Here is a 20,717-nt window from a genome sequence, read left to right as displayed (position 1 = left end):
ATATGAAGGCCTCCCTTGTCAGTAAACTCGACAATTTACTTGACCGTTATGAAGAGATCGGCGCACTGCTCAGCGATCCGGAAATTATAGGTAATCAGGATCGGTTTCGCGGTCTGTCCCAAGAGTACTCAGAAATAGAGCCCGTAGTACAAGGCTATGGCCACTATCGTCAGGTTGTACAAGATCTCGCCGAAGCCACGGCTATGTTGAGCGAAGACGATGCCGAAATGCGGGAAATGGCCGAGGACGAAGTTAAAGCAGCCAAGGCCAAATTAGAGGTTTTGGAGCTAGAACTGCAAACTTTGCTGTTGCCCAAAGACCCCAATGATTCCCATAACGTGTTTTTGGAAATTCGCGCGGGCACTGGCGGCGATGAAGCAGCAATTTTTGCTGGTGATCTATTTCGAATGTACTCTCGCTATGCCGAGCGCAAGGGTTGGCGTGTTGAAGTTTTGAGTGAGCGCCACGGAGAGCATGGCGGTTACAAAGAAGTGATTAGCCGAGTGGCTGGCCAAGAGGTCTACGGCCACCTTAAATTTGAATCGGGCGCGCACCGCGTACAGCGGGTGCCAGAAACCGAATCTCAGGGCCGCATTCATACCTCGGCCTGTACCGTGGCGGTGATGGCTGAGCCAGAGGAAGCCGACGAGATTTTAATTAATAAGGGCGATCTGCGTATCGATACCTTTCGCTCGAGCGGCGCGGGTGGTCAGCACGTTAACACCACCGATTCGGCGGTGCGTATTGTTCACATCCCGACTGGTATTGTGGTGGAGTGCCAGGACGAGCGCTCGCAGCACAAAAACAAGGCCCGAGCGATGTCCTTGTTAACAGCAAAAGTGAACGATGCCGCGAGTAGTAAAAACTTGGCGGAGCAGGCGACTGAGCGCCGTAATTTGGTTGGCAGCGGCGACCGCTCAGAGCGGATTCGCACCTATAATTTTCCGCAGGGTCGGGTAACTGATCACCGTATAAACCTTACGCTGTATAAATTAGATGAATTTGTACAGGGCGATGTCGATCATATTATTTCGCCGCTGCGTCAAGAATACCAGGCCGATCTCTTGGCGGCACTGGCGGAATAATGTCGACTCTCAGCATTGCTGAGGCCCTAGCATATCGGGGCCAATTAGCGGCGCTGAGTGATAGCGCCGATCTCGATACGGCGCTACTGCTTTGTCACTGTCTTAGTAAGCCCCGCAGCTATTTATACAGTTGGCCGGAGCGGGAATTGACGGCGATTGAGCTGGCCCAGTTTGAGGCGCTTTTTGCCCGACGTCTGGCGGGCGAGCCTATCGCTCATATCCTCGGACACCGTGATTTCTGGTCGCTGTCGCTGGCGGTGTCGCCAGCTAGTTTAATTCCCCGTCCAGACACCGAGTGCCTAGTTGAGCGCGCCCTTGAAGTAATCGACGCTCAACAACAACCTCTGATTCTTGATTTGGGTACCGGCACAGGGGCGATTGCTCTTGCATTGGCGTCGGAACGTGCTGATGCTCAAGTGCTGGGGCTGGATTGTGTGGCAGAGGCTGTGGCCCTGGCCGAGTCAAATCGAGCGGCGCTGGGTTTGACTAATGTGCGCTTTCAGCAGTCCAACTGGTTTGCCGACGCTGGCTCCAGTCTTTATCAATTGATTGTGAGCAACCCACCGTATATCGACGCTGAAGACCCCCATTTACTAGAGGGCGATGTGCGCTTTGAGCCGCGTTCGGCCCTAGTTGCGGCCGATGGCGGCATGGCGGATCTTAAACATATTATTAGCCACGCGCCGAGCTATTTGGTCGCCGGTGGAGTGCTCTTGTTAGAGCACGGCTTTCAACAAGCTGCGGCGGTGCGCGAGGTTTTGAGTGAACGCGGTTTTAGCGGTGTAGAATCCCGCCGCGACTATGGCGGTAATGAGCGAATTAGCTGGGGAGTGTGGCGCGATGAATGACGAACAATTATTGCGTTATAGCCGCCATATTTTATTGCCAGGTTTGGATGTGGGTGGCCAAGAGGCGCTGCTGGGCAGTCGCGTACTGATTGTTGGTATGGGCGGTTTGGGCTGCCCGGTAGCCTTGTATTTGGCTGCATCGGGGGTGGGTGAGCTTCATTTGGCCGATGACGATACCGTTGATTTGAGTAATTTACAGCGCCAGATCGCTCATGGCAGTAATGATGTTGGCCGCCTCAAAGTGGACTCAGTGGCGGATAGTATTTGCGCTTTAAACAGTGATACTAAATTGCTGAAATACCCCTTGCGTTTGGGTGGTGATACTTTGCTAAGCGCGGTGGCTAAGGTCGATTTAGTGGTGGATGCCAGTGATAACTTCAGCACCCGCTTTGCCTTAAATCAAGCATGCTATAGCGCGCGCAAACCACTGGTTTCAGGCGCGGCAATTCGCGGTGAAGGCCAATTGTCGGTATTTGATTTTCGCCGTGAGGACTCACCCTGTTATCGCTGCCTGTATCACGAGGCTGATGATGCGGCGCTTAATTGTTCCGAGAGTGGGGTGTTGGCGCCTGTCGTTGGCATTATTGGCAGTATGCAGGCGCTGGAGGCATTGAAGTGTTTGTCGGGTTTGGGCGAGCCTTTGGTGGGGCGCTTATTATTGATCGACGGCGTTAATATGGAGCTGCGCCAATTAAACCTGCGTCGCGACTCTGCTTGCCCGGTGTGCAGTTCTGCCCGCATCTAGTTATACTTTGTAAGCACGATAACGATAATTATAAAAATGAGGGGCGATTATGGCTTTGTTATTCAGGGCATATTACGGCTTACACGATTTCCTATTTGGCTTGCTGGCTAAACTAGACGGCTTGGCGCCACTGCTTATTCGACTGTATTTGGCGCCAGTGATGATTGCTGCTGGCCTGTATAAATTTCACCACCTCGACGCCATCACTCAGTGGTTAGGCAGCGGTTTAGGCATGCCAGAGCCAGAGCTGCTGGCACAATTGCTTACCTATGCGGAATTGGTTGGCGGCTTTTTGTTGCTGTTTGGTCTTGCGGTGCGCTGGGCCAGCATTCCCTTAATGGTGGCCATGTTAGTGGCGGCGATAACGGTGCATTGGGATAATGGTTGGTTTGCCATCGCCCCCAGCGACCCAGCGACGAGTACCGCAAAACCTTTGGCAGATTTAGGGTTGCCCGCGGCGCGCGCCAGCATGGAAAACAGTCAGGGGGTGGCCGACCGTTTGGCAAGTGCGCGGAGCATTCTCGATGAATACGGCAACTACGCTTGGTTAAGTGCAAAAGGCAATATTGTGGTGCTGAACAACGGTATTGAATTTGCCGCCACCTATTTTATTATGCTCCTCAGCTTACTGTTTAGCGGGGGTGGTCGCTGGTTTAGCGTGGATTATTATTTAGATCGTCACGCTCGGGCTCGCGTGCAGGCCAGCAAAGCGGCCAAGGTGGCTAAACAGGAGGCCGCTGACGCGGCGGAGCCGCAGGTTGTCGTATGGGCGCCCGAAGCTGAAGCGGAAGCGAAAGTCGATCCTAAGGCCGACGCTCCAGTCGAGCTTACAACTGAGTCTCAGGAAGATCCTCGCGACAAGTCCGTTGATGAACAAGCGGCTAAACTCCAGTGAAATAGCTAATTAGTCGGCTGTAATTGCATTTGGGCGTGTCACCAGTGAATGGTGATAGAATGGGTAATTATTGTGCAATTTAAGAAGAGTGAATTTTGTTAAAAAAGTTGTTCGGCTCAGGTAAAGCATCGTCAGCGCCAGAAAAAGTCGCGACTGTCGATAATCAGCACGGACAGGCCGGCCCAGCCGCTGCTCCAGTCAAAGCCCACGAAGGTCGCAAACGCTCGCCACGGGGGCGCGCTCGCGCCGATGGTCAGGCTGTGGCGGAAGTGGCGTGGAGTCTGGATCAGTTTCCGGTACCTGCAGAAGAGGGCAAGGTCCGCTTCCACGATCTCGATCTCGATCTACGTTTAATGCGCGGCATCGCCGACACCGGTTTTAAATACTGTTCGCCGATCCAAGGCGTGTCACTGCCTCATACGCTGCGCGGCAACGATGTAATTGGTAAGGCTCAGACCGGCACCGGCAAAACGGCAGCATTCTTGATCACAATTTTTAATGACCTGCTCAGCAATCCCATTGACGAAGAGCGTTTTGCCGGTGAGCCTCGCGCCTTGGTTATCGCGCCCACTCGTGAATTGGTAGTACAGATTGGCGAAGACGCCCGTGCCTTAGGTAAATACGCTGGTTTGAATGTGGTTACTTTGATCGGTGGTATGGATTACCAAAAGCAGCAGGATAAATTGGCGGGGATGGTCGATATTGTCGTGGCTACCCCTGGTCGGCTGCTGGATTTTGAAGGCCGCAAAGATCTATATTTGGATCAGATCGAAATTTTGGTTATTGATGAAGCCGATCGTATGCTCGACATGGGCTTTATCCCACAGGTAAAACGGATTGTGCGGGCAACACCGAGTACGAACCATCGTCAAACTCTGCTCTTCAGTGCCACATTCACCGATGATATTATGCGGCTCACCGAGCAGTGGACTAAAGAGCCGGTTAAAATTGAAATTGAACCCGAGAGCGTGGCCACTGACACGGTAGATCAAAAAGTCTATTTGGTTGAGTCGCAGGACAAATTCCGCTTATTGCTGAATATTGTTAAAGAAGAAAACGCCAAGAGCGTGATTATTTTCGCCAATCGTCGCGATGAAACCCGCCGCCTGTTTGAGAAAATGCAAAAAGCGGGTATTCGCTGCGGTATCTTGTCGGGTGAAATTCCTCAGAACAAACGCTCGCGGACTTTACAGCAATTCAAGGACGGCGAGATCGAGTGCTTAGTTGCTACCGACGTAGCTGGCCGAGGTATTCACGTCGACGGTGTTAGTCATGTTGTTAACTACGTGCTGCCAGAAGACGCCGAAGATTATGTGCACCGTATTGGCCGCACCGGACGCGCAGGTGCAACCGGTACCTCAATCAGTTTTGCCTGCGAAGACGATGCCTTTTTGTTGCCTAATATTGAAGAGGCCTTGGGTATGAAACTGCCCTGCACTCGTCCCCCAGAGCATTTGTTGCGTTAATTAGTCTTGGTTTTTAAATCTTTCCACCCACATCAAGGTGCCGCCGCACACGGCGGCGGGCATAATAAATAAATTCAAAATGGGCACCATGGTGCCCAACATCACTAAGGCGCCAAAGCTAAAGCTGGCGCCGCGGTGACTGCCAACACGCTTTCTCGCCTCTTTAAAACTTAGTTTGTGATTGTCCATGGGGTAGTCGCAATACTCGATGGCCATCATCCACGCGTTAAGCGCGAACCACAGCAAGGGCGCCAAGGGCGAAATCACAAAACTAGCGATTAAGGTGAGTATGGCAAAGCCAAGGTAGTAGAGTAGTTTTTGGCATTCGCGGCCGATACTTTTGGGGAAGCTGGCGACTGCCATGGCAATGGTCTCGCGGCCTGCCACTTCCTCGCCGGTGAGCATTTCTTCCACTTTCTCGGCCAGCAAGCCGTTAAAGGGCGCGGCGATAATATTGGCCACGGTACTGAAGATATACATCACAATTGCCAGCACCAAAATCACCGCCAGCGGCCACAGTATCCAGCGCAGAAAATCCAGCCAGCTTGGCAACCACTCAATTACCTGATTAATCCAGCCGCTCATGGCGTCGAGGGTGAGCGTGGTGAAGGCGCCAAAAATAATGATGTTAATCAGCAGCGGAATCGCAACAAATAGGCGAATGCCGGGCTGACGTATTATTTTAAAACCCCGTAATAAATAATCTGGGCCGCTAAGTGGGCTTGCTGTCATAGTGTATTACCGCTGTCGCAATTAAATAGGAATTCGCTGCTGTCTGGCCTGCATCGGATTTTCAGCTTATCCTTGTTTGGCTATTTTAAAAAGCGTAGCGGCGGTCTGAATATTTATTTGCGGGGAGATAGGCTGGATGAAAAGGAATTTGCTGGTTTTAGTATTTGCCTTAATGGGTTTTGGGGCCGCGACGCAGGCCGCTTCGCTAGATGACGCTTATCATGAGATGTGCGAAAAGCTGAAATCTTGCGCCTTAAAGGACGTTGCTGAAAGTGATTTGTCGCCAGAGATGCGCGCCATGATTTTACAGAGCATGGAGGGGGCCTGCGTTAGCATACAGCAACAGTTCGCCAATGTGGCGAGCGCCCATCCGCTCTATGCGCCAGCGAGCGCTTGCATGGAGTCAATGGCGGCCTTAAGTTGCGAGGAAATTGAAAACAGGGGCGATCAATCGACCCCAGAGTGCGCCCGTTATGAGAAAATGGCGGCAACAGCGCCTTAGCATTAGCTAATGCTAGGACGGCCGCAGGCTGCACAGATACAGCGCTGTGGCCCAGCCATGCTCGCCGCCTGCTGTTTGGCGGCGGTGTCGAGGGTAGCGGCCATACACCAACAATTGCTTGGCTCGCTGCCCGCCGCAACCGCACATTGATTGTCTTGGCCGCAGAGTGGGCATTGGGCGGCTGATGTATTCGGGCCGGTTAGCGGGGCTTGGCTATTGAGCATAAATTTACCGTATACGGAGGTGAGCATGGACGAAGAAGAGCAATTGTTCGCCCAAGAGATGAGCGGTGTCAAACGCCTTGAGCTAGATGCGCGGGTTGCCCTGAAGAAACAGGACGTCGACAATATTAATATTGCCGCCCGTCGTGAGGCGGCCACTGCGCGCAGCGAGCGCCGAAATTTTTTATCAACCGGTGATATTGAATTACTCGACCCCTACCATATTTTGGAATTTAAGCGTGAAGGTGTGCAACACGGCGTATTTCGGCGTTTAAAGCAGGGTAAATACCGCATTGAGGCGAGTTTAGATCTGCATAAAATGACGGTTGAACAGGCGCGGCTAGAGGTTTTTGAATTTATTCGCGAGGCCATGAAATTGGATTTGCGGGCGGTGATTATTGTCCACGGTCGCGGCCACAATAGCAGTTCCAAGGGCGCGGTATTAAAGTCTTATGTGAATCGCTGGCTGCCGGAAATGGAGGATGTGCAGGCTTATTGCAGCGCGCAGCCCCAACACGGCGGTGCGGGTGCGGTGTATATTATGCTGCGTAAAAGTGAGACTAAAAAACAGGAAAACCGCGACCGCTTTAGTCGCAGTCGCGGCAGTTGAAGGGTGCTATTTAAATAGCGCCTTTGCTCGCTAAGGCGGCGACGTGCTCGCCAGAATTGCGGTGTTCTTTGGCGTAGCTAAGCACCGTGCGACCGGCTTTGTCGGTGGCATTAAGGTTGCGATTGGTCTCTAGGAACATGTTAATAAACAATTCGAAATCGTCGGCGCGCATGCTTTGGTAGGCTTTGAGCAGGGCGTGAAAATCCGCGTCGGTGCCGGCTTTGGGCTCGGAAGCCAAAAATTCTCTAACCCGATCTTCGGTCCATACTTCGTCAAGAACCTTTTCTTTATCTTTTTTCATAATATCGATTACCTTGTGGCTTGTAGGGGCAGCGCTTAGCCGCCCAGCTTTTCGTTTAAAATTTTGTTGATAACGCCAGGGTTGGCTTGGCCCTTGGACGCTTTCATGATTTGGCCAACAAAGAAGCCCAGCATTTTTTTGCGCTTGCCTTCGTCGGCGCCGCGGAACTGTTCAACTTGATCGGGGTTGGCGGCGAGTACGTCGTCGACCATCGCGCCGAGGGCGCCGGTGTCGGAAACTTGCTTTAAACCCTTGCTGTCGATGATCGCGTCGGCGCTGTCGCCTTCGCCGTTCCACAGCGCTTCAAAGACCTGCTTGGCGATTTTGCCGGAGATGCTGTTGTCGACAATGCGCTGGATTAAGCCGCCGAGCTGGTCGGCGCTAACGGGGCTATTGGCAATGCCAAGGCTGTCGCGATTGAGGGCGGCAGAGAGTTCGCCGTTTACCCAGTTGGCGGCGAGCTTGGCATCGCCAGCGGCATCTGCTGCTGCTTCAAAATAATTGGCGATGGCGCGCTCGGTGGTGAGCAGGGCGGCATCGTAGCTCGACAGGCCATAGGCTTGTTCAAAGCGCTGACGCTTGGCGTCGGGCAACTCGGGCATGGTGGTTTTGAGTTGGTCCACTAGGCTTTGTTCGATGACTACCGGCAGCAAGTCTGGGCAGGGGAAGTAGCGGTAGTCATTGGCTTCTTCCTTGCTGCGCATGGCGCGGGTTTCGTTTTTGTCGCTGTCGTAGAGTCGTGTTTCCTGCTTAACCTTGCCGCCATCTTCGATTAATTCAATTTGGCGCTGCACTTCAACTTTGATTGCGCGCTCAACAAAGCGGAAGGAGTTGATGTTTTTAATTTCGGCGCGGGTGCCATACTCCGCTTGTCCCTTGGGGCGCACCGAGACGTTGGCGTCACAGCGCAAGGAACCCTGCGATAGGTCGCCGTCGGAAATGTCGAGGTAGGTCACAATAGAGTGGATCTTGCGCAGATAAGCCACTGCTTCTTCGGCGCTGCGCATATCGGGTTCAGAGACAATCTCGATTAAGGGCGTGCCAGCGCGGTTGAGGTCGATGCCCGTCATGCCGTGATAATCTTCGTGCAGGGATTTGCCAGCATCTTCTTCTAAATGGGCGTGGTGCACGCGAATGTCGCGGCTGCTGCCATCGCTCAGGCTAATCGTGACAATGCCGGGGCCAACTATGGGAAAGTCCATTTGGGTGGTTTGGTAGCCCTTGGGCAGATCGGGGTAAAAATAATTTTTGCGGTCGAACACCGAGGCCATGCAAATATCGGCGTCGATGGCGAGGCCAAATAAAATGGCTTTTTTCAGTGCCTGTTCGTTCAGTACTGGCAGGGTGCCAGGTAGCGCGAGGTCAACTGCGCTAGCTTGGGTGTTGGGCTCAGCGCCGAAGGCGGTGCTGGAACCAGAGAATATCTTCGTTTTGGTGTTGAGCTGGACGTGGACTTCCAGGCCAATAACTACTTCCCATTCCATAATGCTTTCCTTATACGCTGCCGGGCGCGACTTGGCGGTGCCAGTCGCTGCGCTGCTGATACTGATGGGCGGCGGCGAGCAAGCTCGCCTCGTCAAAGTCGCGGCCAATCAATTGCAGGCCAATAGGCTTGCCTTGGGTGAGGCCCACCGGTAGCGAGATGGCGGGTAGGCCCGCCAAGTTCACGGCAATGGTGTAAATGTCTTCTAAATACATGGTGAGGGGGTCGCTAACCTTCTCGCCCAATGCAAAAGCGGGGTTGGGTGTGGTCGGTCCGGCGATGATGTCGACTTCTTTAAAGGCTTCGTCAAAGTCTTGTTTGATCAGGCGACGAATCTGTTGGGCCTTGCGGTAGTAAGCGTCGTAAAAACCCGATGACAGTGCATAGGTGCCAATTAATATGCGGCGTTTAACCTCGGCGCCAAAGCCTTCGGCGCGGGTGCGGGTGTAAAGGTCATCGAGGTCTTTAGGATTTTCGCAGCGGTAGCCGTAGCGCACGCCGTCGAAGCGGGACAAGTTCGCCGAGGCTTCTGCAGGGGCAATAATATAGTAGCAGGGCACGGCCAAATGAGTGTGGGGCAGGCTAATGGCTTTGATCTCGGCGCCGAGCCTGCGGTATTCGTCCAGTGCGGTTTCAACAGCTGCGCCGATGGCGGGGTCTAGGCCTTCGCTGAAATACTCCTTGGGCACGCCGATTTTTAATCCCTTAAGATCTTTGTTCAGGCCGCCTACATAATCCGGCACCGCCTGTTGCATGCTGGTGCTGTCCAACGGGTCAAAGCCCGCCATCGCTTGCAGGAGCAGGGCGTTGTCTTCGGCGGTTTTGGCCATGGGGCCAGCTTGATCGAGGCTAGATGCGAAGGCGATCATGCCGTAGCGAGATACGCGGCCATAGGTCGGCTTGAGGCCGGTGAGACCACACAGCGCCGCGGGTTGGCGAATAGAGCCGCCGGTGTCGGTGCCGGTTGCTGCAGGTGCCAGCCCTGCAGCAATTGCCGCCGCCGAGCCGCCAGAGGAGCCGCCGGGTACGCAGTCGGTATTCCAGGGGTTGCGCACCGCGCCGTAAAAACTGGTTTCATTGGATGAACCCATGGCGAATTCGTCCATATTGGTTTTACCCAAGGTGACGGTGCCCGTTTGTGTCAATTTAGTGACGATGGTGGCGTTATAGGGGGCGATAAAATTGTCGAGCATTTTGGAAGCGCAGCTGGTGCGCACGCCCTCAGTGCAGAAAATATCTTTATGGGCGATGGGTACCCCGCACAGCAATCCGCCGCTGCCATTTTGGCGGGCTTGATCGGCGGCGCGAGCTTGCGCTAAGGCGGCGTCGGCGGTCACGGTGATGTAGCTATTATACCGTGGGTCGTGGGCGCCAATGGCGTCTAGATACTGTTGGGTAATTTCTTCGCTGGAGAAGGTTTTGGCCTCCAGTCCGCGGAGGATGTCGGCAACCGTGTGATTGGGCATATATATGTGGCTCTTGGCAATATGTTTAAAGTGGGTGTTTCGCAGTGGGCGGCTCGCGCCCAGTGGTCTCACTCAATAACTTGGGGAACCAAATACAGGCCGTCTTCGGTCTGCGGTGCGATAGCTTGAAAATGCTCGCGCTGATTGGTGTCGCTCACTTCGTCGGCGCGCAGGCGCTGAACGGCATCGTGGGGATTGGCCATGGCCACCACATTGCTGGTGTCTACCGCTTGCATGACATCGACCATATCTAAAATGTCGCCAATGCGCTGGCTAAGTTCGGCGGTGTCGCTGTCGGCAATACTAATGCGCGCCAGTCGGGCCAGTTTGCTAATTTCGTTCTGGTCTAAACTCATGGTTCACCTGATTTGGGCGGTTTGAGGCTGGCGCAGGCGTATTTTTCGGGGCCGCTATTGTGGCTAAAAACAGAGCGTGGCACCGAGATTGCTTGGCAGGCAGCAGTAAACCGTTAAACTTATCATATTTGCGCCTTGCCCTAAATCCCTGCCATTGATAGAGTGGCAAAGTTTTCAATTCAGGGGCATGCGAAAATTGCCGGGCGGCAATCTCTTCGAGTCTCATTAGCCTGGCTCTAGTCTCTATATACGAGCCGTATAAGGTGATAAATACTAATGTTTAAACGAATTCGTGGCATGTTCTCCAACGATTTATCTATCGATCTTGGAACGGCAAATACGCTTATTTATGTTCGAGGCCAGGGCATCGTTCTCGATGAGCCTTCGGTAGTGGCGATTCGCGTGCACAATGGTCAAAAGACTATTGAAGCCGTGGGTATGGAGGCCAAGCGCATGTTGGGCCGAACGCCTGGCAATATTACTGCTATTCGGCCGCTAAAAGACGGTGTTATTGCCGACTTCCAAGTTACCGAAAAAATGCTCCAGCATTTTATAAAATTAGTTCATCAAAATAGTTTTATTCGCCCCAGCCCTCGGGTTTTGGTGAGCGTGCCCTGTAAAAGTACTCAAGTTGAGCGTCGTGCGATTCGCGAGTCGGTGCTGAGTGCCGGCGCCCGTGAAGTGCGTTTGATCGAAGAGCCCATGGCGGCCGCTATTGGCGCTGGCCTGCGGGTTGGCGAAGCCTCTGGTTCGATGGTAGTGGATATTGGTGGTGGCACCACTGAAATCGCGATTATCTCGCTAAACGGCGTAGTGTATTCTGATTCTGTGCGCGTGGGCGGTGACCGTTTCGATGAAGCGATTGTGACCCATGTGCGCCGCACCTACGGCAGCTTGATTGGCGACGCGACGGCAGAGCGAATTAAACAAGAAATTGGCTGTGCCTACCCTGGTAGTGAGTTGCGTGAAATTGATGTGCGCGGTCGCAATTTGGCCGAAGGTATTCCGCGTCGCTTCACCTTGAATAGCGATGAAATCCTTGAGGCCCTGCAAGAGCCGCTGCAAGTGATTATTCAGGGCGTGAAACGCGCGCTGGAGCAATCGCCGCCAGAATTGGCCGCGGATATTGCTGAAACCGGTATTGTTTTGACCGGCGGCGGCGCACTACTGCGCGGCATAGATCAGTTAATTGCCGACGAGAGTGCCTTACCTGTCATTATTGCTGAAGATCCGCTGACCTGTGTTGCCCGCGGTGGTGGCAAGGCGCTGGAAATGATGGATCGTCATCACCTCGACATATTGTCTGCAGAGTAATAATGATTCGCCCCGTAGCGGGAGGACGCAGCAATTAAACCGGTATTCTCCAATGAGTCTTCTGTGGGTGGGCGTCTGCTGCTGTTTGGCGGTGTGGCGCTAGCCCTGATTCTTATTGGTCAGCGCCTCGATTTTATGGCGCCGGTACGGACCCAGTTGTCGTTGGTGGCAGCGCCGTTTTACTGGGTGGTTGATGTACCCAGTCGCATGATGGGCGAGTTCAGTGACACGCTGAGCAGTCGTAGTGAACTCATGGCCGACAATGAGCGGCTGCGCGCCGAGTCTCTAATCCTCAACGCTAAACTTCAAAAATACATTGAATTGCGCGCCGAAAATGTTCGGCTGCGGGAGTTGATGAACTCTGCTGAGCGTCTTAACGACACCGTGGTGGTTGCAGAAGTGGTGGCTGTTGCCTCAGACCCAAATCGTCACCAGCTGGTGGTGGACAAGGGCAGTCGCGACGGCGCTTTTGTTGGCCAGCCGGTAATTGATGCTACCGGCCTGCTCGGCCAAATTATTGAAGTGGGTGTGTTGCAGAGCCGAGTTTTACTCATTACCGATAGTGCCCACGCCCTGCCTGTGCGGGTTAGCCGCAATGGCTTGCGGGCTATTGCCGAAGGAACCGGACTTATCGATGAGCTGGCGCTAACCCATGTGGCCGCGACAACCGATATTCAGGTCGGTGATTTACTGGTTAGCTCGGGCTTGGGTGGACGCTTCCCGGGCGGCTACCCCGTTGGCGAGGTGATTGAGGTGTCGATCGATCCTGGTCAGCCTTTTGCGGAAGTGCGGGCCAGGCCTATGGCGCAACTTGATCGCAGTCGCAATGTCTTGCTGGTGTTCAGTGAGCAGAAGTCGGAGGAGTAGCGCATGGAATCGCATGCGCACGGGCTGTGGTTTGTTGTAGTAAGTTTGTTGGCAGCGCTGCTGCTGAGTATCTCGCCTCTAAGCGGTGATTGGGCCTGGGCCCGTCCCGACTTTGTCTTATTAATGTTGGCGTATTGGCTGTTGGCATTGCCCGAGCGTATAGGGGTGTTTGTCAGTTGGTTGTGCGGCATTGTTCTGGATATTTTACAGGGCGTGGTGCTGGGCCAAAATGCCTTTGCATTGGCAGTGATCGCCTACATTATTCAAGTCTCCTACCAGCGTTTGCGGATGTTTAGTTTGCGCAAGCAGGCTGCGTTTATTTCCTTGCTGGAATTGTTCCATATACTGGTCGATCAGTGGGCACAAAATATAAATGGTGTTGCCCAAACACATTGGCTGGTGTTTTTACCCGTGTTGACCACAGGTCTGTTATGGTTGTTCTTGAGGCCTATCGTCGGCTGGTTTCAGCGCCTGTTTGCGGTTTATTAATATGGTCGAAGCTGTGGTTTTGGCATCTAAGTCGCCGCGCCGTGCGGAATTATTGCAGCAGATTGGTCTGCGCTTTGAGGTGATGGCGGCAGATATTGATGAGACGCCTGCTGCGAGTGAGGATGCACAGCAGTATGTGCGGCGTATGGCGACAGAGAAAGCTATGGCGGTTGTGGCGCTCGCGCCAAATCGAGCAGTGCTTGCGGCGGACACTTCGGTGATTGTTGATGGTGAAATTTTGGGTAAGCCAGAAAACCGTCGCCATGCCGAGACGATGCTGAATTTGTTAAGTGGGCGCAGCCATCAGGTAATGACTGCGGTGGCGCTGTACGCTGATGGTCAACTGCGGCAGGCACTGTCGGTGACCGAGGTTAACTTTGCAGTATTGAGTTCAGCCCAAATCAGTGCCTATCTCGCTACTGGCGAGGCCGATGATAAAGCCGGTAGCTACGGAATACAGGGCGCTGCGGGGTATTTTGTGCAGCATTTGGCCGGCAGCTATTCTGGGGTGGTCGGACTGCCCTTATATGAAACAGCGGCTTTGCTGAGCGAAGCCGGAATCGGGTTAGAGTAAGATCATGAGCGAAGAGATTCTAATCAATGTTACGCCGGTAGAAACGCGGGTAGCGGTGGTCGAAAACGGTGTGTTGCAAGAGGTTTATATTGAGCGCAGCCGCTCGCGCGGGATTGCCGGCAATATTTATCAGGGCAAGGTAGTGCGGGTGCTGCCGGGTATGCAGGCGGCCTTTGTCGAGATTGGCTTAGAGCGCACTGGGTTTATTCACGCCTCTGATATTGCCAGTCTAGACACCGCTGATGGCGAGCACGCGGATATTCGCACCAAAATCCGGGAGGGCCAGTTACTGACCGTGCAGGTCAGTAAAGACCCGATGGGCACCAAGGGCGCGCGCTTGACCACGCGCTTATCTGTGTCATCGCGATATTTGGTGTATATGCCCGGCGCAGCGCATATTGGGGTTTCGCATCGTATTGATGACGAGGAAGAGCGTCAGCGCCTGCGGAGCTTGTTGGAATCGGCGGCCCTCGATGAGAGCGGTGAGCTGCGTGACGGCTATATTCTGCGTACTGCCGCAGAGGGCGCCGGCGAAGAAGAGATGCTCGCCGACGTGCAATTTTTGCGGCGCTTGTGGGGTGCTGTCGAGCGTCGAATGAAGCGTGATGTGGCGCCGAGCGTTATTTATGAAGACCTGCCGCTATTTATGCGCACTATGCGCGACCTAGTTAGGCCGGGTCTGGAAAAAATTCGTATCGACTCGCGTGAGAGCTTTCAGCGCGTGGCGCAATTTGCTGAAGATTATCTGCCTGAAATATCCTCGCAATTAGAGTACTACCCTGGCGAGCGTCCGATTTTTGATCTTTACGGTGTTGAGGACGAGATTCAAAAAGCGCTGGGCCGCAAAGTGGAATTAAAGTCTGGGGGCTATCTGATTATCGATCAGACCGAGGCGATGAGTACCATTGATATTAATACCGGCGCCTTTGTTGGGCACCGTAATCTTGAAGAAACTATTTTCAAAACCAATCTTGAAGCGGCAGCGGCGCTCGCCAGGCAGCTGCGCTTGCGCAATCTCGGCGGTATTATCATTATTGATTTTATCGACATGAAAGATCCCGAGCACCGTCGCCAAGTTTTGCGTGCCTTGGAAAAAGCCATGGAAAAAGACTACGCCAAGACCTCGATTACGGGCGTGTCGGAATTGGGTTTGGTGGAGATGACGCGCAAGCGCACCCGCGAAAGCTTGGAGCACATTCTGTGTGAAAGCTGTCGCTACTGCCATGGCCGTGGCTCGATGAAATCACCGGAAACGGTGTGCTATGAAGTGTTTAGAGAAATACTGCGCGAAGCTCGCGCCTACGAGAGTAAGCGTTTATTGGTGTTGGCATCCCAAGAGGTTGTTGATCGCTTACTGGATGAAGAATCGTCCAGCGTGGCCGATTTAGAAGAATTTATCGGCGCCAGTATTCGCTTCCAAGTAGAGGCGGTATACACCCAAGAGCAATATGACGTGGTGTTGCTGTGAGCGGGCTCGCCCCAATCAAGGCCGTTGGTAGTCGTGGGTGATTATTAGTGTTTACGCGCCTACTTCGCCAAACCTATACCCTACTGTGGAGTCTCGCACTTATCGTATTAGTGCTGCTGGCGCTCTATGCCAGCTTGGGGCGCCAGTATATTGGTTTGGTCGAGCGCTATAAGAACGAAATATTTCAGCAGGCTGAGGCTTTTTCCGGCGTTCAACTTCAGGCCAGCGCAATGCGCGGGACTTGGCAGGGACTTTCTCCGGTTATTGAGCTGCTGGATTTCCAACTCGGGGATAGTGCCGCACTGCGTTTCGATCGGGCGCGGATCGAAATTGATGTTATTGGCTCCCTCCTTGTGGGGCGGCCGACAATTCGCCAGATCGATATTGGCCAGCTCAATTTAGATTTGGCGCAAGCCGACGATGGACGCTGGTTTATTCCAGGGCTAAGTACCGAAGGCGGTGGCAGCCCAGATGCACTGATTGACTCAGTGCTTGGGGTTCGCAACGCGAGTCTCGAGCTGTTTGCAATTAACCTGCATTATCTTAATGGTGTTCAAACGAAGATCAGTACGCAGGATTTCTCTTTGCGTAGCGATGATAAATTTCGTCGCGCCTACGCCAAGCTCAATACCGACAGTGACGGTGATATTCAGTTATTGGTCGAAGCCTACGGTGACCCGCGCAATACTGAGCGCTTTAGCGCCGGTGCGTATATGGTGATAAAAGACAGCCGTTTGAGTGCGTTAAGACCGCTGTTTCAAGATAGCGCGGCGTTAATTGACAGCGAGGTTAGTGGCGAGCTGTGGCTTAACTGGCGGCAGGGGCAGCGGGTTAGCTTGAATGGGGTGCTCGCAACCCCTGCGCTGTCGGTTGGGGTGTTGTGGGGCTCCCACGATGTGGTGCTTAACGATGTAAATATGCGCTTTAGCGGCAGCCATCGCGACGGCTTCTGGAGGATAGGTTTTTCCGAGTTCGAGGCGCGGTGGCAGGATTTAGATTTGGATTTGGCTGGGCTCACGGCGAGCCGCCCAGAGCAGTCGAAATGGCAATTTAGCCTTCCCCAGCTCGACCTCGATGTCTCAAATAGCGTGCTACTTGGCAGTGATGCCCTTAGTCCGGGTTTGCAGTCGACCCTTGAAGAATTGGCGCCCAAAGGGCTGCTGCGTAATATACAGTTTGATTTATTGACCTCGGCCGACGGCCTTGAGGACTTTACGATGCGGGCGGAAGCCCGTGGACTCAGCGTTGAGGCTTGGCAGGGTGCACCGGCCGCTAGTGGGCTTTCTGGGTATTTAGAGATCAAGCCCAAACAGGGTAAATTACTGCTTAAGTCCGATCAATTAGCCTTAGCTTTTCCGCATTTATATGACGAAGCGTTTGCTTTGCAAAAGGTCAGTGCCGAGCTCAATTGGCGTTATGACGATGAGCGGGTACAGGTAAACAGTGGCTTGATTCGCGGTGAAAATGGGGGCGTGCCAATAGCGGCCTTGCTGAGTTTGGACTTGCCACTGCGCAAAGATACGGAAGTCGAACCTCAAATGAGCTTGATGATCGGCGCTCGCGATGCGGATGTGGGGGTGCACGAGCGCTATACGCCTAATGTGCTAAATGCGTCCTTGCTGGACTGGTTGCAGGAAAGTATTCGCGGTGGTCGTGCTGAGGTTGCAGGGTTTATTTTTCGGGGTTCACTGTTAGCGTCCACTGACGATCATCCCGCTGTACAGCTCTATTTAGACTTGGCTGATATTGAATTGGCTTTTCGGCCAGACTGGCCGGCGTTGTCTGCCGGTGCCGCGCAGGTGTTTATTGATAATGGCCATGTTGACGCTTGGCTTGAGGGCGCCGGCCAGCTAGATGGCATAGTGGTTAACGACCTTCGGGCGGCAGTGGCTCCTGCATCGGATGGGGATATTACCTTAACGGTAAGCGCTGCGGCCAAGCCGAACTTTACCCAAGCTCAGCGTTTGTTAACCGAGACGCCACTTCACCAGTACGTGGGGAAAACCTTTGATCACTGGCAAGGTGAAGGTGAGGCGGTATTGGATTTTGCTTTTAGTATGGCCTTTACGGATGATCCGGCGTTGGCAATAAATGTGGATGCCGACATCGATTTTTCAAGCGTGGAAATGAAGGATTACCGCCTAAGTTTAAACGCGGCGAAAGGGCATTTACATTACGACACTGAACGCGGTTTGAGCAGCCGCAATTTGCGCGCGCGTCTATTTGGCGAACCATTGACGGCAAAGATTAAACAGACCGGCGCTCAGCTCGACGTCGACGTCAGTGGCCTGATTGCGATGAGTGATCTGCAGCGCTGGACCGCTCAGCCAATTATGGGCTTCTTTTCAGGTAGTACGAAGGCGCGTCTGCATATTCAAACCGGCGCCGAGCCGAGCTTGCAGGTAAATAGCGATTTACAGGGTGTTAATATTTTGCTCCCCCAGCCGCTCTATAAAACGGCAGAGCAAAAACGCAATATGAATATCACTTTGCCCCTAGATAGCGATGTGCAGGTAATGCAAATCACCTTGGCCGAGCAATTGAGCCTGTTGTTGGGCTTTCACGAGGGTAAGGTCTTTGGCGGCGACTTATTGCTGGGCGCAAGGCCTCTTGGCAGTAGCTCCTATTTACTTACGCCTGGTCAAATGGCAATTGGTGGGCGCCTTGAATTTGCCGATTTCGACCAATGGCGGCGAGTGTTTGATCGTTATCTTGAGCTTGCCGAGAGCGACGGCGGCGGCGAGTCCGAGATGATGTTTAGCGCCAGTGATTTGCGGATTGACGAGTTGATGATCTTCGATAACTTACTGGAATCGGTAGATATCGGCTTGATTAGTCACCCCGAGTCTTGGCTCATACATGTTAGCAGCCCCCAATTATTGGGTGATATTAATATACCCCGTGGCAGTGCGGCAGCGAGCCGGCCCTTTAATCTTACTTTGGAACATTTGTATTTACCCGCGCCCAGCAGTGGCGAGGGCAGCGGTTTGGCTGGCATCGATCCGCGTACCTTGCAGAGTGTCGATCTTGACATAAAGCAGCTGTATGTTGGCGGCGAGGCCTGGGGACAGCTCGGCTTTGATTTGCGCAGCGATAGTGGCGGGGCGCATTTTAATAATTTGCGCGGCAGCCTGCGGGGCATTGAATTAGCGACGGTGGCGGGCAGTAGCACATTACATTGGCTGCAGGATGACAGCGGCCACGTCTCGTCGCAATTGCGGGGCCAGTTTGGACTTGGCGACTTGGGCGGCGTTTTACAGGGCTTTGGCTACCCCAAGGTAATGGAAACTCGCCGTGGCAATTTTGATTTAGATTTGGAGTGGCCTGGCGCACCTAGCCAGTGGACGTTAGTCGACAGCGCAGGCAATTTTAGTTTCTCGTTTAAAGACGGGCGCTTTTTAAAAAGCTCCGATGCAGCCAGCGGCACTTTGCGAATATTCAGTATTTTTAATATGGCTAATATAGTCCGCCGTCTAAAGTTTGATTTTCGCGATGTGTTCAAAAAAGGCATTTATTTTGATCGCATGCGGGGCGGCTTACAACTTGGCGACGGTCAATTAAAACTGACATCACCGCTCGATGTGCACGGACCGTCGAGCCGGTTTCAAATGACCGGTGCCATCAATTTACAAACCGATGTACCTGATCTGCGCCTAGTGGCAACTTTGCCCGTGGGCAGTAATTTGCCGTGGTTGGCGGCGCTTGTTGGTGGACTGCCAGCTGCTGCGGGGGTGTATGTGGTGAGCAAGGTATTTGAAGAGCAGATGGACAGTTTTTCCAGTGCGGTGTACGAAATTTCGGGCACGATCCAAGACCCTGAGCTGACCTTTAAAAATATTTTTGACGACGAGGTCGCTAGCCCAGCCGAAGCGGCGCGCTCAAGCGCCAAGCCGGGAATGCAGTAATGGCGCCGCGGCCAGAGGTGCAACACGACAATTCTGGCGTACAGGCGTCTGTTAAGGTCATTGTTGCCGCACTGCAAATGGTGTCTGTTAATGATCTTGCCGTAAATTTGCGACGGGCTGAATTATTGGTGGCACAGGCCGCCGCGCGGGGCGCTAAGCTTGCGGTGTTGCCAGAAAATTTTGCGTTGTTTGGCAGCTCCGACATTAAAGAAGTGGCAGCGCGGGAAGCCGCAGAGGCGCCTTTACAGGTATTTTTGAGTGATTTGGCGAGTCGCTATAAATTGATCTTGGTTGGCGGCACTATTCCACTGCCGGCTGAGGATGGTCGAGTTTATGCGTGCAGTCTAGTGTTTGCCGCTGACGGCAGTTGCGTGGGCAGCTACCGAAAAATACATTTATTTGACGCCGATGTCGCGGATGGTCACGGCCGTTATCAGGAGTCCGATACTTATGCTCCTGGCAGTGCGGTAACAGTGGTAGATACAAGTATCGGCCGGCTGGGCTTGGCAGTGTGTTACGACCTGCGTTTTCCTGAATTATTCCGAGCGATGTTAGACCTTGAACTCGATATTATTACCTTACCGTCAGCGTTTACTCGCAGCACCGGCTGGGCACATTGGCTGCCCTTGCTACGCGCGCGGGCAATTGAAAATCAGTGCTTAATTGTGGCGGCCAATCAGGGGGGTGTTCACGACCCTAAGCGCGAAACCTCGGGCGGCTCAGTAATTATAGATAGTTGGGGGCGGGTATTAGCTGAGGCGGGCTTGGGCGAGGCCTGTGTGAGCGCCGAGTATGATGCCGAGGCCCAAGCCGCTGTGCGCAGGCTTATGCCGGTCGCCCAGCATCGCCGCATATAGCCGTCGCCGATAAAAGCTTAGTCGGCCGGTTTGTGGATCTGCAGTTCTTTGAGGTATTGGAAAAGTTTGCGTTTGGCCGCTGGCGGCTTCTTGGCTTGGGCGTCTTTGTCGATTTGCATTACCAGTTGGCGCAGGCGCTGGCGGTCGGCGTGGGGGAAGTCCCCTAATACCTTTTCAATGGCGCTGACACCAGTGGTGGCGAGTTCATCGCGCAGCAACTCTAGGCGTTGGAATTGTTTGGCCTGCTCCCGTTGGCCCTCTTCGCGCTTGGCGAGACCGGCTTCAATCTCGGTGAGGTCGGTATCGCGCATCAGCTTGCCAATGTATTGCAGCTGGCGGCGCAGAGCTTCGCGACTGGTCAGTTTGCGCGCAGTGCTCAGCGCCTCGGAGAGGTGCTCATCGTGAATTGGAATCTTGGCCAATTCATTATTGCTGAGCTTAACCAGCTGCTCCCCGAGCTGCTGAAGGGCCTGCATCTCTTTTTTTACAGCTGTTTTGCTGGGACGTTCTGATTCGGGTATCGGGTCAGTCAC

General features: G+C 53.6%; 21 protein-coding genes. 14 read left to right on the top strand and 7 right to left on the bottom strand.

What is annotated here, in order from left to right:
- Nucleotides 1-2: 2 nt before the first annotated feature.
- The 5 genes from prfA (at nucleotide 3) to rhlB (ending at nucleotide 5,039) form a co-directional block, all read left to right on the top strand.
- Nucleotides 3-1,085 (top strand): peptide chain release factor 1, encoded by a 1,083-nt coding sequence (gene prfA, locus AB4876_RS06285; protein WP_368380797.1) that lies wholly within the window; start codon nucleotides 3-5, stop codon nucleotides 1,083-1,085.
- On the top strand, nucleotides 1,085-1,933 hold the full coding sequence (gene prmC / locus AB4876_RS06280; protein ID WP_368380795.1) for a peptide chain release factor N(5)-glutamine methyltransferase: 849 nt from the start codon (nucleotides 1,085-1,087) through the stop codon (nucleotides 1,931-1,933). The genes prfA and prmC overlap by 1 nt, the downstream gene beginning before the upstream one ends.
- Nucleotides 1,926-2,678: a HesA/MoeB/ThiF family protein gene (locus tag AB4876_RS06275; RefSeq protein ID WP_368380794.1), complete on the top strand. Its 753-nt coding sequence runs from the start codon at nucleotides 1,926-1,928 to the stop codon at nucleotides 2,676-2,678. The genes prmC and AB4876_RS06275 overlap by 8 nt, the downstream gene beginning before the upstream one ends.
- Before the next feature lie 49 nt (nucleotides 2,679-2,727).
- Nucleotides 2,728-3,573: an HvfX family Cu-binding RiPP maturation protein gene (locus AB4876_RS06270; RefSeq protein ID WP_368380793.1), complete on the top strand. Its 846-nt coding sequence runs from the start codon at nucleotides 2,728-2,730 to the stop codon at nucleotides 3,571-3,573.
- Nucleotides 3,574-3,668: 95 nt separating this feature from the next.
- Nucleotides 3,669-5,039, top strand: coding sequence for an ATP-dependent RNA helicase RhlB (gene rhlB, locus AB4876_RS06265; RefSeq protein ID WP_368380792.1), 1,371 nt, complete (start codon nucleotides 3,669-3,671; stop codon nucleotides 5,037-5,039).
- On the opposite strand, the gene cysZ is transcribed toward rhlB, so the two are convergent.
- Nucleotides 5,040-5,771: a sulfate transporter CysZ gene (gene cysZ / locus AB4876_RS06260; protein WP_368380791.1), complete on the bottom strand. Its 732-nt coding sequence runs from the start codon at nucleotides 5,769-5,771 to the stop codon at nucleotides 5,040-5,042.
- A gap of 136 nt (nucleotides 5,772-5,907) precedes the next feature.
- Between cysZ and AB4876_RS06255 the strand changes: the two genes are divergently transcribed.
- Complete coding sequence (locus tag AB4876_RS06255; protein WP_368380790.1) at nucleotides 5,908-6,273, top strand: hypothetical protein; 366 nt, start codon at nucleotides 5,908-5,910, stop codon at nucleotides 6,271-6,273.
- A gap of 2 nt (nucleotides 6,274-6,275) precedes the next feature.
- On the opposite strand, the gene AB4876_RS06250 is transcribed toward AB4876_RS06255, so the two are convergent.
- Nucleotides 6,276-6,497 carry a cysteine-rich CWC family protein gene (locus tag AB4876_RS06250; protein WP_368380789.1) on the bottom strand — a complete coding sequence of 74 codons (222 nt, stop codon included), beginning with the start codon at nucleotides 6,495-6,497 and terminating at the stop codon, nucleotides 6,276-6,278.
- 25 nt (nucleotides 6,498-6,522) lie between these two features.
- Here AB4876_RS06250 and smrA point away from each other — a divergent pair, with 25 nt between their 5' ends.
- Entirely contained in the window at nucleotides 6,523-7,104 is a 582-nt protein-coding gene (gene smrA / locus AB4876_RS06245) for a DNA endonuclease SmrA (protein ID WP_368380788.1), read from the top strand.
- Nucleotides 7,105-7,114: 10 nt separating this feature from the next.
- Here the strand turns inward: smrA and AB4876_RS06240 are convergent, their stop codons facing one another.
- The 4 genes from AB4876_RS06240 to gatC all read right to left on the bottom strand — a co-directional run bounded on the left by AB4876_RS06240 (nucleotide 7,115) and on the right by gatC (nucleotide 10,710).
- Nucleotides 7,115-7,405 (bottom strand): PA4642 family protein, encoded by a 291-nt coding sequence (locus AB4876_RS06240; RefSeq protein ID WP_368380787.1) that lies wholly within the window; start codon nucleotides 7,403-7,405, stop codon nucleotides 7,115-7,117.
- Nucleotides 7,406-7,440: 35 nt separating this feature from the next.
- Nucleotides 7,441-8,889 carry an Asp-tRNA(Asn)/Glu-tRNA(Gln) amidotransferase subunit GatB gene (gatB, locus tag AB4876_RS06235; RefSeq protein ID WP_368380786.1) on the bottom strand — a complete coding sequence of 483 codons (1,449 nt, stop codon included), beginning with the start codon at nucleotides 8,887-8,889 and terminating at the stop codon, nucleotides 7,441-7,443.
- 10 nt (nucleotides 8,890-8,899) lie between these two features.
- Nucleotides 8,900-10,354, bottom strand: coding sequence for an Asp-tRNA(Asn)/Glu-tRNA(Gln) amidotransferase subunit GatA (gene gatA / locus AB4876_RS06230; RefSeq protein WP_368380785.1), 1,455 nt, complete (start codon nucleotides 10,352-10,354; stop codon nucleotides 8,900-8,902).
- 68 nt (nucleotides 10,355-10,422) lie between these two features.
- On the bottom strand, nucleotides 10,423-10,710 hold the full coding sequence (gene gatC, locus AB4876_RS06225; RefSeq protein ID WP_368380784.1) for an Asp-tRNA(Asn)/Glu-tRNA(Gln) amidotransferase subunit GatC: 288 nt from the start codon (nucleotides 10,708-10,710) through the stop codon (nucleotides 10,423-10,425).
- A 276-nt stretch (nucleotides 10,711-10,986) separates the two neighbouring features.
- Between gatC and AB4876_RS06220 the strand changes: the two genes are divergently transcribed.
- The 7 genes from AB4876_RS06220 (at nucleotide 10,987) to AB4876_RS06190 (ending at nucleotide 20,184) form a co-directional block, all read left to right on the top strand.
- Nucleotides 10,987-12,024, top strand: a complete 1,038-nt coding sequence (locus AB4876_RS06220) for a rod shape-determining protein (protein WP_008251661.1) — start codon at nucleotides 10,987-10,989, stop codon at nucleotides 12,022-12,024.
- A gap of 63 nt (nucleotides 12,025-12,087) precedes the next feature.
- Nucleotides 12,088-12,891: a rod shape-determining protein MreC gene (mreC, locus tag AB4876_RS06215; protein ID WP_368380783.1), complete on the top strand. Its 804-nt coding sequence runs from the start codon at nucleotides 12,088-12,090 to the stop codon at nucleotides 12,889-12,891.
- A 3-nt stretch (nucleotides 12,892-12,894) separates the two neighbouring features.
- Nucleotides 12,895-13,380, top strand: coding sequence for a rod shape-determining protein MreD (gene mreD / locus AB4876_RS06210; protein WP_368380782.1), 486 nt, complete (start codon nucleotides 12,895-12,897; stop codon nucleotides 13,378-13,380).
- A gap of 1 nt (nucleotide 13,381) precedes the next feature.
- Nucleotides 13,382-13,954: a Maf family protein gene (locus tag AB4876_RS06205; RefSeq protein WP_368380781.1), complete on the top strand. Its 573-nt coding sequence runs from the start codon at nucleotides 13,382-13,384 to the stop codon at nucleotides 13,952-13,954.
- A 4-nt stretch (nucleotides 13,955-13,958) separates the two neighbouring features.
- The gene (gene rng, locus AB4876_RS06200) at nucleotides 13,959-15,422 is read left to right on the top strand and encodes a ribonuclease G (RefSeq protein ID WP_368380780.1); all 1,464 of its coding nucleotides are present in this window, start codon (nucleotides 13,959-13,961) and stop codon (nucleotides 15,420-15,422) included.
- Between the two features lie 47 nt (nucleotides 15,423-15,469).
- Nucleotides 15,470-19,327: a YhdP family protein gene (locus tag AB4876_RS06195; protein ID WP_368380779.1), complete on the top strand. Its 3,858-nt coding sequence runs from the start codon at nucleotides 15,470-15,472 to the stop codon at nucleotides 19,325-19,327.
- The gene (locus AB4876_RS06190) at nucleotides 19,327-20,184 is read left to right on the top strand and encodes a carbon-nitrogen hydrolase family protein (RefSeq protein ID WP_368380778.1); all 858 of its coding nucleotides are present in this window, start codon (nucleotides 19,327-19,329) and stop codon (nucleotides 20,182-20,184) included. The genes AB4876_RS06195 and AB4876_RS06190 overlap by 1 nt, the downstream gene beginning before the upstream one ends.
- A 17-nt stretch (nucleotides 20,185-20,201) precedes the next feature.
- Here the strand turns inward: AB4876_RS06190 and yjgA are convergent, their stop codons facing one another.
- Nucleotides 20,202-20,717 (bottom strand): ribosome biogenesis factor YjgA, encoded by a 516-nt coding sequence (yjgA, locus tag AB4876_RS06185; RefSeq protein ID WP_368380777.1) that lies wholly within the window; start codon nucleotides 20,715-20,717, stop codon nucleotides 20,202-20,204.

The sequence above is a fragment of the Zhongshania guokunii genome (assembly GCF_040892635.1).
GTDB lineage: Bacteria > Pseudomonadota > Gammaproteobacteria > Pseudomonadales > Spongiibacteraceae > Spongiibacter > Spongiibacter guokunii.
This window is presented reverse-complemented; position numbering and strand designations above follow the sequence as displayed.

Excerpts from the sequence above, each read along its gene's own strand:
- gatB (WP_368380786.1), bottom strand. The coding sequence starts at position 8,889 with ATGGAATGGGAAGTAGTTATTGGCCTGGAAGTCCACGTCCAGCTCAAC.
- cysZ (WP_368380791.1), bottom strand. The coding sequence starts at position 5,771 with ATGACAGCAAGCCCACTTAGCGGCCCAGATTATTTATTACGGGGTTTT.
- AB4876_RS06190 (WP_368380778.1), top strand. The coding sequence starts at position 19,327 with ATGGCGCCGCGGCCAGAGGTGCAACACGACAATTCTGGCGTACAGGCG.
- gatA (WP_368380785.1), bottom strand. The coding sequence starts at position 10,354 with ATGCCCAATCACACGGTTGCCGACATCCTCCGCGGACTGGAGGCCAAA.
- mreD (WP_368380782.1), top strand. The coding sequence starts at position 12,895 with ATGGAATCGCATGCGCACGGGCTGTGGTTTGTTGTAGTAAGTTTGTTG.
- prfA (WP_368380797.1), top strand. The coding sequence starts at position 3 with ATGAAGGCCTCCCTTGTCAGTAAACTCGACAATTTACTTGACCGTTAT.
- AB4876_RS06255 (WP_368380790.1), top strand. The coding sequence starts at position 5,908 with ATGAAAAGGAATTTGCTGGTTTTAGTATTTGCCTTAATGGGTTTTGGG.
- AB4876_RS06250 (WP_368380789.1), bottom strand. The coding sequence starts at position 6,497 with ATGCTCAATAGCCAAGCCCCGCTAACCGGCCCGAATACATCAGCCGCC.
- AB4876_RS06240 (WP_368380787.1), bottom strand. The coding sequence starts at position 7,405 with ATGAAAAAAGATAAAGAAAAGGTTCTTGACGAAGTATGGACCGAAGAT.
- AB4876_RS06220 (WP_008251661.1), top strand. The coding sequence starts at position 10,987 with ATGTTTAAACGAATTCGTGGCATGTTCTCCAACGATTTATCTATCGAT.
- AB4876_RS06275 (WP_368380794.1), top strand. The coding sequence starts at position 1,926 with ATGAATGACGAACAATTATTGCGTTATAGCCGCCATATTTTATTGCCA.
- smrA (WP_368380788.1), top strand. The coding sequence starts at position 6,523 with ATGGACGAAGAAGAGCAATTGTTCGCCCAAGAGATGAGCGGTGTCAAA.
- prmC (WP_368380795.1), top strand. The coding sequence starts at position 1,085 with ATGTCGACTCTCAGCATTGCTGAGGCCCTAGCATATCGGGGCCAATTA.
- gatC (WP_368380784.1), bottom strand. The coding sequence starts at position 10,710 with ATGAGTTTAGACCAGAACGAAATTAGCAAACTGGCCCGACTGGCGCGC.
- rng (WP_368380780.1), top strand. The coding sequence starts at position 13,959 with ATGAGCGAAGAGATTCTAATCAATGTTACGCCGGTAGAAACGCGGGTA.
- AB4876_RS06205 (WP_368380781.1), top strand. The coding sequence starts at position 13,382 with ATGGTCGAAGCTGTGGTTTTGGCATCTAAGTCGCCGCGCCGTGCGGAA.
- AB4876_RS06270 (WP_368380793.1), top strand. The coding sequence starts at position 2,728 with ATGGCTTTGTTATTCAGGGCATATTACGGCTTACACGATTTCCTATTT.